We start from the raw sequence: 11,077 nt of genomic DNA, 5'->3' as shown, positions 1-11,077 counted from the left end.
GGTACAACCCCTCTCGCCGACACTCGGCATTGGGGTATAAGTCACCCATCAACTACGAAAGGACCGCCGCTGAAGGGCTGGAATCTCTAAGCCCATAACCGTCCTTCAAACCGGGGGGACTCCATTGTGTGATTTATGAGCGCCCACGATCTACCCTACTTAAAGCTTCGACAGAAAAGTTCGGACATGCTGGATTCCGGCAGGCATTTACCTGCAGATCACCATGGGGCTCTGGCAATCGGAGATCACCCCCAGCATCACTATATGTTGATTTCGTTGATTTGGTGGCCATCCCGCTCTGCCTAAAATATTTTTCCTGCGGGATAGAAATCCGGCAACATGCTAACATACTGCAGGATATCATATTTTACGACTGTGTTCCTGTAAAGTTCACATATTGGCTACAATATAGTAAACGGCTGGTCAATCAATATCACCTTTTTCATTTTTCTTGGTTTTCAACAAGGAAAATTTGAAGAGAAAGTGTTGTGACACAAGCCACTTACATCAGCTGAGCCGGCGATTGTTCGGGTGATATAGTATGTGGCGGGAACTGATAGTAACAGAGATACTAAAACAATAAGGAAGAACCACTTAGGTCTATTGGTATCATCGTTCATAGGGTGCCCTCTCCTATAAGAGATTTCTCTGCATAGCAGAAGCAAAAGCTTGAACATTTGCCCTACAAGACAACTTTTTTCGCGCGCGATTTGCACGTTGCTTTGCAGCGGAACCGGAAATTCCCAGCTTTTTGGCAACGTCATTCAACGAATTTTCTACAAGCATGTGTCTCAATACTTCTTTCTCATTAGGTGCAAGGAGTTGTGAGTTTTTAACCCTAACAACCAATGAGTCGAAATATCGCGACAAATATTCCACCTCGCTCTCAGTTAAATCCCTGCCGTCTCTCGAAACAGTTAAAACGGAGGGAGAAAAACCTTCAATGCGGGAGAACGTCGCCCCAAATTTCAATCCGTGATCAGCAACATATCGCATCATCGTAGAACCTTTGGTTCCTTTGATGTTATCAAAACGATAATCACCTGTTTTTCTGACAGAGTAAAGTAAAACAGGATCAATAAAGTAATATAGTCTTTTGTGGTAAAGTGATTGCCATTGTTCAGGATAAGTACTGTCAAGAATTCTGGCCACGAAAGGTGTAATTAAAAGCCAAAACGAATCCTGTGGTCACTACCTTATGTATATCTGATTTGCCTTTTTCGTATTCATCCAAAATCCTAGGGAGCTTTTTCGTGCCCATAAGAAAGGACTGTCCAACTATATCCATCTACACATCTCGGCACAATTTTGGTAACCTTGGTTGCAAGTATGTAGTATCAAGTAGACATTCAACACGAAATTTTATTCGCTGAGGTAAGTGTCGTGGGGGAAACTGGAGTGAAATGTGATTGTCAGACAACTAGCCGTTTTCTGATCGGATTTACAACTGACATGGCGGGTAATCTGCAAAAGAGCTTCAATGCTTTTGCAGATGACAATGGAGTTGTGAAGGTTGAAGTAAATTCATATGGGCTCTGGCTTACATCGGAAACGGGAGTAAGATTATTTCTTGGAAAAGCAACAACTGAAAGCGGCGTCCCAGAATTTTCATCAGGCGAAGTTTCAAACGCATTATCCGACATTGGGGCAATGAAGAATGAAGAGTGATAAATTTGAAGTAAAAATTCTAACATGGCCGGAATCAATCGGCAGCTGGAATTTGGTTAATGAATATATGCAGCTACGGAAAAAAGTTTTCGTTGAGAAAAAGGCTTGGCCTTTGACAACAAATGGGGGCTTAGAATTCGAGCAATATGATCAATTTGGAACAACATACGCTGTCGCTGTTTGTGATGGAAAAGTTGTGGGCGGTGGAAGGTTACTTCGTACCGACCTTGCGCCAGAAATGATGGGAAAACTCAAATACAGCTACATGATCAGCGACGCTTATATGGGGGTATTGCCTGATATTCCAGCGGAGATCTGTTTTGACAAACCACCTAAAGATCCGGAGATTTGGGAAGTAACCAGGCTATTTTCAACTGGTGGATATGATGTCACCAGCCGGATGCTCGACCATATCGATCGCTATCTTGTCTATCAGGGCGCAAAAAAATGTATCATGTTGGGCCCTCCAGCATTTATGCGGATGGCAAAAAAGCGAGGATATAATCCTCGTCCCATGGGAAAAACGGTCAAGAACAGAGAGGGTTCGTTTCTCGCAATTATGTGCGACTTAAAAAATGTTCAGCAAATACCCGACGTATATGATGAGCGAGAGGCAAGCCCTCTCAAAGTGTTAAATGGTTAGTTCAATTAATAATACGGCTGAGATTGTGAAATCAGAAGTATCCGTTCCGATGATCTTCGCGGGGCGATATTTAGATGCTCTTTTGATTGGAAGTACCAATTCAGACTTAATGACCTTTGAAACCACGGGAACATGCGGAATAGACCCAGGATTAATAATCACTTGCGATAAGTCACTTGTTCAAAGAAAAATGACAATTTCAATCGTTGCATAGCTATTTATTATGAATGAGGGGTATTTGTATAACAAATGTCGTACCTACACCTTCTTCAGTTTTGAAAATAACTGAGCCCCCATGAAGCTCTACAATCCTTCGCGTAATTGATAAGCCCAGACCAGCACCGCCAGCTGACCGTGTATCTGACAAATCTGCTTGTGTGAAAGGGTCAAAAATCCGCGATTGATCAGCTTTTTTGATGCCTTCACCTTCATCATCGACGAAAACAAATGCGTAGTCTGTATTCCGCATCATCTCAACAATTACAGTGGAGCGATTGTTTGAGAATTTGATCGCGTTATTGATTATGCCAAAAATGGCTTTCAGCAAAAATTTCTTGTGCGCGATAATTTCAAGATCTGATTCAAGACCGCGTAGCTCTACGGAAATTTCCTTACTTTCGCTATATTCACGATTCAATGAAATCGCCGTTTCGAGTATCTTCCGAAGATCGAGAACTTCATATTTACTGGTTTCCCTTTTTTGTTCTAATTGTTGATAAAAAAGCAGATCATCAATTAAATTTGCAAGTCGGGTAACATTTCTCTGAATCAGTGAAATCATCGGAGCCATTGTATTGGGAATGGCGGCAAAACCACTTGTGAACATTAGATCTAGTGAGCCTTTTATAGACGTAAGGGGATTCCGCAGCTCATGGTTTACGGTGGATAGAAACATGGACTTGGAAGAAAGCTGATCAACGGCATTACTTCGTTCTAGAAGCAATGTTTCGTGATACTCCAATTCATCACGATATTGCCTGACAAAGACCATTGTACAGTAAACCATGACGACCATAACTATGCATGAAGTGAAAAACTGCTGCCATAAGATTGATGAAAAGGGAGGATCTTCAGTCACAATATGGATTGCCGAAATGGCCATAAAACCACCGCCATAAATGAATAATTTGATTAATATCATTTGTGGTAGGTGATAATTATGGACAGCGGCAAATACGATTGCAGCAAGCATCAAGAACAAAGGTGTGAAGTGAATACTTGGCCCCTCTAACCATGCGATTGTAACCGCAAATCCAGTCACAGCTAAAGCACTGAGAGATTGTGTTACAAAAACGTCGAATAGTTTTTGATATATCCCATATTCATCAGCAACATGGTTAAGTATTTTTCTGTTTGTCCTGATGTCGAATACTTCTGTTAATTGGCAAACAAAGTAACAAATAAATCCGACAGAGGTATCGTAGTAGATTAACGTAAGAACCAAAACAGCAATAAAAATAACCTGTCGTGACCAGAACTCTTTTTGTGACTCCAAAATAAATCTTTTGAGGCGCTTTTCCATGTTGTCGCCCTCTAGATAGAGTACTTCTATTCCGAGGTCGGGGCGGAAGAATTCGTTGTATAGTCTTTCAAATGGACCTGAAAACGGACCGGTTTTTTTAAACAACGAATTTTTATCAGCAGTTGATGGCATAAAATCATCCATAATGAGTCCATGCATATTGGGCACAGAACATTGATATGAATTGGGCAAAATAGCGGTTTTTTTGGTGCTGTCACTGTAGGCGATCCAACCAGGACCACTGAAATTTTGAGTACCAAAAGCCCGTGGCGAAATCGAGTTTGATTTTTGGCTCGTTCTTGGCCAACGTCCCATGACCAGACATTCGTCATCCTGCGGCGATCAGTTGAAACCATCTGACCTGCCCCCCGAGGCTCCCTCATTCATAACGAGAGTTTGCGGGTTTGGATTTCATATTCCTCGGTTTCAGTTTGGGCAAGCGCGTCGTGCGCGGAGCCCTCAAGTTGCTCAAACGCTCGGCGCGCTTCGACAGGTGTTTTGTTTCCCAATGACGAGTGCGGTCTGACGTGATTGTAGTTGTACCGCCAGAGAGCCAACTTGCGGCGGGCGTCATCCAGGCTGTCAAACCATTCTTCGTGCAGCAGCTCATCTCGCAGGCTGCCATTAAAAGACTCGATGAATGCATTCTGTTGCGGCTTGCCCAGATCGATGTAGTGCCAGTCGACGCCATTGGCATTTGCCCATCTCAGGATCGCTCTACTGGTGAACTCTGTGCCGTTATCACTGACTATGCTGGCAGGCTTGCCATAGACGCGCACAAGTGCATCCAGTTCGCGAGCAACGCGTGCGCCTGATATGCTGGTGTCCGCCATTAAACACAGGTTCTCGCGACAGCAGTCATCGTTCACTGCCAAGATGCGGAACTTGCGAGATGCACCAAAAGTATCGAACAAGAAGTCCAGTGACCAACGTTCACCCGGTCGCAGTGCCACGGGCATAGGTGTTCTCGATCCCCGTGCTCGTTTGCGGCCCCTTCGTCGCCGGACCCCCAACTTCTCGTCTGTGTAAAGCCGATACAGCTTCTTGTGGTTCATGATCATGCCCTTGCGTTCCAACATCACGCCAATCCGCCGGTAGCCGAACCGGCGGCGCTTGGCGGCGACTGCTTTCATCTCTTTGCGTATCTCAGGATTATCAGGCAGACGGCTGCGCCTGACAGTTTTAGGGTCGACACCTACGAGCCTACATGCGCGACGCTGCGAGATATCATGATCCCGCATCGCCCGCAGTGCAGCTTCCCGTCGTTCGGTTGATGTCGTCAGTTCTTTCCCAGCAAGTCCTTCAAAACCACGTTGCCCAGCATGGTATCCGCCAGCAACCGTTTCAGCTTCGCGTTCTCGTCCGTGACCGCGCGCAGCTTCGCCGCGTCCGACACTTCCATGCCGCCGTACTGGGATTTGAACTTGTAAAACGTCCCTTGGCTGAGACCGTGTTTGCGGCACACATCAGCAGTGGGCATTCCGGCTTCTTGCTCTTTGATCATCCCAATAATCTGGGCTTCACTAAATCGGCTCTTTCGCATTTGTTTGCTCCTTCGAAAGGTTGAGCAAACTCTACATCAAACTGAGGGAAGTTTCGGGGGGCAGGTCATAACGAACCATGTCGGATGGCATGCTCATCCTTCTGCGATCTGCCTTCTCTGCGTTAAGCTTAAAGTTCCCGAAGCGCCCGAACAGGATACTCGACTTACGACGCATTCATCTTCGTTTGCAGCAGATAGAGGTGTCAGAAACCCTTTAATGTGCAAACTCAGCCTAGTGCAGTCGGGCTCGGACCCTGTAGCACTCAATCGTTTCTTCCCCCAGCGCCCTAAGAGCCTCTAGCCGATGAAGTCCTTCAATCAATACAAACCAATCACGATCTGCGCGAACACGTATCGGTGTAAACTGCCCATTCTCTAATATATCCTCGGCCAAGGCGATAACCTTGTCTGCTTCGAGTGTCTTCTTGCGTTTTGCCGGTACTCGGATCGACGCGATTGAGATTATTTCTTTTTTAAGCATACCGAATTCATGCACGCTGTCGCTCATTTTGGCCAGCGATATCGAATAACTTGGTTCTCACATTACGGCCCAGAGCATGGTTGCGCGAGATAGGCACTCATATTTCGGCACAATCTACAATTCTTCCAGAAGGACGGGGGCTCGGAACACTGGGTGACTTTGCCAATCGTGACGCGCTGAGGGAACCGTTGGATTTCAATGATCCGGTGCGTGTGTCATCGTGACATGCGAACCGCGGAGTTGTAATTTCCGTCAATTCAGATTACATGTCATGGGCTAGGGTAGCTGATCTTGCTTGTTCGGGCACGTTCGCCTTCGTTCATTGACCGCTACCCATTATCAAGAAAAATTCAGTGATCACTCCCAAATTGGTGTTCGAACTGGGTGGCGAGACTATCGCGCACAGTCATATCAATCGTGATCGTCGAACACGTGCCTATCGAATGATGGGCGCTGGATAATGTATGCTGGTGACGGCATCGGGCGCGACGACGACTTTGAAACAGTGCGGCGGCACTTTCCCCGCCAAAGGAAAAACAATGAAATTTCCAGAATGGACGAAACCCGGTGTCAATGGCGCCGTAATCGGGGCTGTGACCCTTGCAGTACTTGGATTCACTTGGGGCGGCTGGACAACAAGCGGCAGCGCCAATGCAATGGCGAAAGAATTCGCCGCTGATGAGGTGACGATGGCCATGGTGCCAGTTTGTCTGAACATTTCCGCCACCGACCCTGATCGTGTTGCAAAACTTGCCACTATTCAGGATGCATCCCGGTATGACCGTCGCAAAGCAATGGTGGCAACGGGTTGGGCGACAGTTCCCGGAACAGAGACGCCAAGTAACGACCTAGTCATGGCGTGCATCGAGGGACTTGAACTGGATGATTCCTAGGCTCAAACACACTGTTTTCCAAGGCCACGCATCATGTGCCAGAGGGGCAAGTGGTTGGCTCCTCAGCACATTTGCCTTTGCCATATCTTTCGTCTTTGCCTTGCTGTTCGCTTTGCCCGTGTTTGCTCAATCCGTCATACCCGCGAATGCCAGCGCAAAATCTTACGGCGATGGTTGGGAATGCAATGCCGGATTTCGAACTGACGAAGATGGCTGTATCGCCGTCGTCGTCCCGGAAAACGCTTTTGCGACAAACCGAACTTATGGCGCAGCCTGGAAATGTTTGCACGGGTTTGAAGAACGAGATGACGGGACCTGTGTTACGGTAAAGGTACCGGATGGGGGCTATTTGGACACGACCGGTCAAGGTTGGCGTTGCCTGCGTGGTTTTCGAAGGCTTAACGACACGTGCCAAGAAATTGTCCTGCCGGATAACGCATACCTCAGCGACAAGTCTTACGGCTCTGACTGGGTTTGTGCGCGTGGCTTTGAAGCCCGCGATGACGCATGTCTAATCATCGAAGTCCCTGCCAACGCGTTCTTGAACAACTTGAACCATGGCACCCCTTGGACTTGCGATCGCGGGTACCTCAAAATTGGCGATGGCTGTGAGCTCGTTGATATCCCCGCGAACGCCTATTTTGACGACAGCACCTATGGCAGCAAATGGAGTTGCGAACGCGGATACGCAACCGTTGACGGCGGCTGTGACGTCATTGAACTGCCAGAGAACGCGCATCTCGCCAGGTCAGGCAACCACTGGGAGTGCCACAAGAACTTTCGGAAATCGCACGACGCTTGTGTTCTGAACAATTGACCTGAAAGACCGCAAAATGCGGTCCGGCGCATTCAGCCAAAGCAATCCACAGTTTTAAGGACTGAACATGAAAAACGATGTTACATTGGCAAACGCCATTCAGCTTTCAGTTGAAGCGGCGCGGCCCCCGCCCACGTCTGATCCCAGATCTGCGCAATCGATTCCAAGCTTTCTAACAACGCAAGTTCCGACCGCCGTAGTATACTGCGAAGGAAACTATGCTGATATTGACGGCAAGACCGCAAACGGGCTCATTCGAAACTCCCAAACTTATCGTATCCTTTCGGTGATTGACAGCCGTTACGACGGGCAAGACAGCGGTATGGTACTGGATGGTATCGCAAACAACATACCGATCTCTGATAACCTAGAGGCTGCCGTCGTCGCTCTGCCTTTCATTCCTGATACACTGATCTACGGGATGGCCCCTTCAACTGGAAATCTTTCGAAAAATGATCGCGATGTCGTGCTGGATGCCATTGCTCTTGGCATGAACATTGTCAGCGGTCTGCACGAATATCTGGGCGATGATGTGGAAATCGCCACTTTTGCAGCAAGTCGCGGTGTGAATATCCATGACATCCGCAAGCCGAAACCCTTCAAGGATATGCGCCTGTTTGACGGATCGGTTGCAGATACCAAAGCGCTTCGCATCGCAATTTTGGGCACAGATTGCGCGATCGGAAAACGTACGACCGCGACCATTCTTGCCAGTGCACTGAATGCACAAGGCGTCAAGACGGTGCTTATTGGCACAGGCCAAACAGGTTTGATGCAAGGTGCAAGATTTGGGGTGGCCATGGATGCCATACCTCCTCAGTTTTGTTGTGGAGAGCTTGAGGGCGCAATCGTCGCAGCCTCAGAGGCCGAGCGGCCCGACGTCATTTTGATCGAAGGGCAAGGCGCACTTAGCCATCCGGCATTTTGCACATCTGCATTCATTCTTAGGGGCAGCCAACCGCATGCGGTGATCCTTCAACATGCACCGAAACGCGCGCATCGTTGCGACTTCCCCAATATGCCGATGCCGAAACCGAAGGACGAAATTGCACTGATCGAGTCATTCGCCGAAACAAGGGTCATCGGGCTTACGATAAATCATGAGGGCATGTCTGACCCTGAAATCAGCGCAGCGATCACAGAGCAATCTCAAAAGCTGGATCTACCGGCCACCGATCCGCTAAGCCGCCCGAGCGCAGCTTTACTGTCCATGGTTATGTCCGCCTTCCCAGGGTTGCGCGACCGCCAATCAATCGCACTCCCATGACTTCACCTCGGATCGAAGTCGATCTAGACAAAATTCGGCACAACGCCAAAACGCTTGTAAGACGGCTGAAGGCCCATGGGATCAGCGTAACTGGTGTGACAAAGGCCATCTGCGGGCAGCCTGCCATTGCGCAAGCCATGCTTGATGGCGGGGCAGTTGGCTTGGCAGATGCGCGGATCGGCAATATCCGCCGCTTGCGAGAAGCTGGCTTTACCTGTCCGATCAGTTTGATCCGAACGCCGCTGATGAGCCAAATCAAGAGTGTCGTCCAGTATTGCGACACCAGTTACAACTCTGAAATAAATGTCATTTCTGCTCTGTCCGAGGCAGCGTTGCGCGCAGGAACCATTCACAACATCATTCTGATGATTGAGATGGGTGATTTGCGCGAAGGCATCATGCCAGCAGATGTTGTTTCTGTCGCGCAAGCCGTCGGCAAGATGAAGGGCGTCGCATTAAAGGGTCTGGGCACCAATTTCGCGTGCTTTGGAAGCGTGGCACCGAGCGCCGCGATGATGAGCGCTTTTACCGCCATCGTGAGTGAAACCGAAAACCAATGCGGTCTGGTTCTGGAAGTCGTTTCAGGCGGCAATTCGTCCAGTTTGCCATGGGCTACTCAATCTCGGGGCGTGGGGCGCACGAACGATTTGAGATTGGGAGAAGCTATTCTTTTAGGTGTTGATCCCCTTTCTGGTGACCCGATTGATGGGCTGTTCATAGATGCCTTTACTCTTGTTGCGGAGGTCATCGAATCCAAGGCCAAATCCAAAACAATGCTCCGTCGTTTCAGGGGAACATTATCGGCCAAAATTCGACTGGTGAAGGATCAGGATATTGCCGAGCGGTCAATTCTCGCCATTGGGACGCAGGACACCGACGTATTGGGGCTGACAATGCCATCCAGGACAAGCTACATAGGTGCAACAAGCGATCATATGGTCGTTCAAGCGGCAAAAACCGAATTAAACGCCGGGAGCGAGATGCGCTTTCGAATGAACTACCGCGCTTTAATGCACGCAATGGCGGCCCCGGACGTCACAACAAAGTCACTGAATCAATCAAACTGCGGGATGAATGATGGGCCCGAAGTGACAAAGACCCATCTGGCCCTGGTCTAGAAAGCGCCGGTTGCCATCCAATGCCAGATGTTTCGGGCGGCGAGGCACCAAGGTCGACCGCCGCCGAAACTTGAATGTAAAATAGAAAGTCGTTCGATGACAAAGACGAGTACAAAGGAAATGCAGCAATTCTTTACGGCCCCAAAGAAAGAAACGCTGATGGACAAGACGACACGCGTGGCTCAAGAATTGGTTGACCATGAGACGGCGCAACGCCAAGCTAAGATCGCGCGTCTTCGCCAAGCGCGCCTAGATCAAGAGGCCGCTACATCAGGGAATGCTGCTCCAACGTCATCGGATAAATCAGGCAGCTAACGCCATCATTTGGCAATAGCCTGCGCCACACAAATCGCAGCAATCTCCTTCCCCGATTGTGACCAAAGCGGCCACTACTACTTGAATCGCCAATGACGGCTAGGTCTAAGATTTTTGATGCGGGCCAAGGCGTTAGGGTTGTGCGGGGCGGGATGGCCCGCGTTGACAAATCTGACAAGGTGGAAGCCGCGGGATGTAAGTGCCGCGCTATGGGGAAAGCGCGGGCCCGGGTCCCTGATATTGGTTAGAGTTTCGCGGATTTTTCCGAGTTTGGAGGCTCAGCGTCGTGGTTTTGAACTTAGGACCGGGCCCGTTTTTCGATCTTGCAGCGGTGGCCGGGCTCCCGTCGCGACGCATTGATGGCATTGAGCCAAAGCTTGCCTGTGACCGGTACGTTACGTGTCTGATCTGAGGATGCACAGAAGATGGGCGGTTCTGTGAGCTCTCGCCCAACCCTTTGATCCGCATATCTTCGATCATCCGCGCACGCAGCGGGCTTATCTTCTCCTGTGTCATGGGAACCTCCTGTCCGATTGAGAAACCTCAATCGTCAGGCAGGTCTGCCAAATCCCAAAACAGCTGGATCAGCGTCCAACACCCGCCAAGTGCGCCAATGCCGCGAGAGCGGCTTCGTCCAGGTCCCGCTCAGCGGACCTTCGAACAAACTGCGGCGAAGGTCCGGATCGAGCCGATTCTGTTGAAAAACAACGTGTCGCGAGTGCAGAATGTGTCGCCAGAAAGAATGGCCGCATGCCTTTCTTGTCAGGCTGTTCGCGGTTTCTGCGGTGCAGGAAAGATCTTGGCTAACTT

The 11,077-nt window shown here is 49.1% G+C and carries 11 protein-coding genes; 7 read left to right on the top strand and 4 right to left on the bottom strand.

The features are described from left to right. Positions 1 to 633 precede the first annotated feature (633 nt). Positions 634 to 1,152 (bottom strand): helix-turn-helix transcriptional regulator, encoded by a 519-nt coding sequence (locus tag AC2D8P_RS16220; RefSeq protein ID WP_484703873.1) that lies wholly within the window; start codon positions 1,150 to 1,152, stop codon positions 634 to 636. Positions 1,153 to 1,452: 300 nt separating this feature from the next. On the opposite strand from AC2D8P_RS16220, the gene AC2D8P_RS16215 reads away from it, so the two are divergent. Both AC2D8P_RS16215 and AC2D8P_RS16210 read left to right on the top strand, forming a co-directional pair. Further along, positions 1,453 to 1,668, top strand: coding sequence for a hypothetical protein (locus AC2D8P_RS16215; protein ID WP_484703871.1), 216 nt, complete (start codon positions 1,453 to 1,455; stop codon positions 1,666 to 1,668). Then, positions 1,658 to 2,311, top strand: coding sequence for an acyl-homoserine-lactone synthase (locus AC2D8P_RS16210; protein ID WP_484703869.1), 654 nt, complete (start codon positions 1,658 to 1,660; stop codon positions 2,309 to 2,311). Before AC2D8P_RS16215 ends, AC2D8P_RS16210 begins: the two co-directional genes overlap by 11 nt. Positions 2,312 to 2,525: 214 nt before the next feature. Here the strand turns inward: AC2D8P_RS16210 and AC2D8P_RS16205 are convergent, their stop codons facing one another. The 3 genes from AC2D8P_RS16205 to AC2D8P_RS16195 all read right to left on the bottom strand — a co-directional run bounded on the left by AC2D8P_RS16205 (position 2,526) and on the right by AC2D8P_RS16195 (position 5,857). Beyond that, complete coding sequence (locus AC2D8P_RS16205) at positions 2,526 to 4,148, bottom strand: sensor histidine kinase (RefSeq protein ID WP_484703867.1); 1,623 nt, start codon at positions 4,146 to 4,148, stop codon at positions 2,526 to 2,528. A gap of 68 nt (positions 4,149 to 4,216) precedes the next feature. Then, a protein-coding gene (locus AC2D8P_RS16200; RefSeq protein WP_484703865.1) for an IS3 family transposase occupies positions 4,217 to 5,376 on the bottom strand; the annotation gives its coding sequence in 2 pieces (ribosomal slippage) (positions 4,217 to 5,127 and positions 5,127 to 5,376; 1,161 coding nt in all). A 232-nt stretch (positions 5,377 to 5,608) separates the two neighbouring features. Further along, positions 5,609 to 5,857 (bottom strand): ParB N-terminal domain-containing protein, encoded by a 249-nt coding sequence (locus tag AC2D8P_RS16195; protein WP_484703874.1) that lies wholly within the window; start codon positions 5,855 to 5,857, stop codon positions 5,609 to 5,611. A 464-nt stretch (positions 5,858 to 6,321) separates the two neighbouring features. Here AC2D8P_RS16195 and AC2D8P_RS16190 point away from each other — a divergent pair, with 464 nt between their 5' ends. The 5 genes from AC2D8P_RS16190 (at position 6,322) to AC2D8P_RS16170 (ending at position 10,267) form a co-directional block, all read left to right on the top strand. Beyond that, a complete protein-coding gene (locus tag AC2D8P_RS16190) occupies positions 6,322 to 6,750 on the top strand; it encodes a hypothetical protein (protein ID WP_484703863.1) in 429 nt (142 codons plus the stop codon). Positions 6,751 to 7,099: 349 nt separating this feature from the next. After that, positions 7,100 to 7,567, top strand: coding sequence for a hypothetical protein (locus AC2D8P_RS16185; RefSeq protein WP_484703861.1), 468 nt, complete (start codon positions 7,100 to 7,102; stop codon positions 7,565 to 7,567). A 67-nt stretch (positions 7,568 to 7,634) separates the two neighbouring features. Beyond that, entirely contained in the window at positions 7,635 to 8,834 is a 1,200-nt protein-coding gene (locus AC2D8P_RS16180) for an N-acetyltransferase DgcN family protein (RefSeq protein ID WP_484703859.1), read from the top strand. Further along, complete coding sequence (locus AC2D8P_RS16175) at positions 8,831 to 9,952, top strand: alanine/ornithine racemase family PLP-dependent enzyme (protein ID WP_484703857.1); 1,122 nt, start codon at positions 8,831 to 8,833, stop codon at positions 9,950 to 9,952. The genes AC2D8P_RS16180 and AC2D8P_RS16175 overlap by 4 nt, the downstream gene beginning before the upstream one ends. A gap of 96 nt (positions 9,953 to 10,048) precedes the next feature. Then, positions 10,049 to 10,267, top strand: coding sequence for a hypothetical protein (locus AC2D8P_RS16170; RefSeq protein WP_484703855.1), 219 nt, complete (start codon positions 10,049 to 10,051; stop codon positions 10,265 to 10,267). Positions 10,268 to 11,077: the final 810 nt, after the last annotated feature.

Source organism: Roseovarius sp. YIN77 (genome assembly GCF_057219155.1).
Note: the sequence above shows the minus strand (reverse complement) of the source record. Positions and strands in the feature narration are given on the sequence as shown.

Coding starts and splice junctions, on each gene's coding strand:
- AC2D8P_RS16170 (WP_484703855.1), top strand. CDS start 10,049: ATGACAAAGACGAGTACAAAGGAAATGCAGCAATTCTTTACGGCCCCA.
- AC2D8P_RS16215 (WP_484703871.1), top strand. CDS start 1,453: ATGGCGGGTAATCTGCAAAAGAGCTTCAATGCTTTTGCAGATGACAAT.
- AC2D8P_RS16210 (WP_484703869.1), top strand. CDS start 1,658: ATGAAGAGTGATAAATTTGAAGTAAAAATTCTAACATGGCCGGAATCA.
- AC2D8P_RS16190 (WP_484703863.1), top strand. CDS start 6,322: ATGCTGGTGACGGCATCGGGCGCGACGACGACTTTGAAACAGTGCGGC.
- AC2D8P_RS16175 (WP_484703857.1), top strand. CDS start 8,831: ATGACTTCACCTCGGATCGAAGTCGATCTAGACAAAATTCGGCACAAC.
- AC2D8P_RS16195 (WP_484703874.1), bottom strand. CDS start 5,857: ATGCTTAAAAAAGAAATAATCTCAATCGCGTCGATCCGAGTACCGGCA.
- AC2D8P_RS16205 (WP_484703867.1), bottom strand. CDS start 4,148: ATGGGACGTTGGCCAAGAACGAGCCAAAAATCAAACTCGATTTCGCCA.
- AC2D8P_RS16180 (WP_484703859.1), top strand. CDS start 7,635: ATGAAAAACGATGTTACATTGGCAAACGCCATTCAGCTTTCAGTTGAA.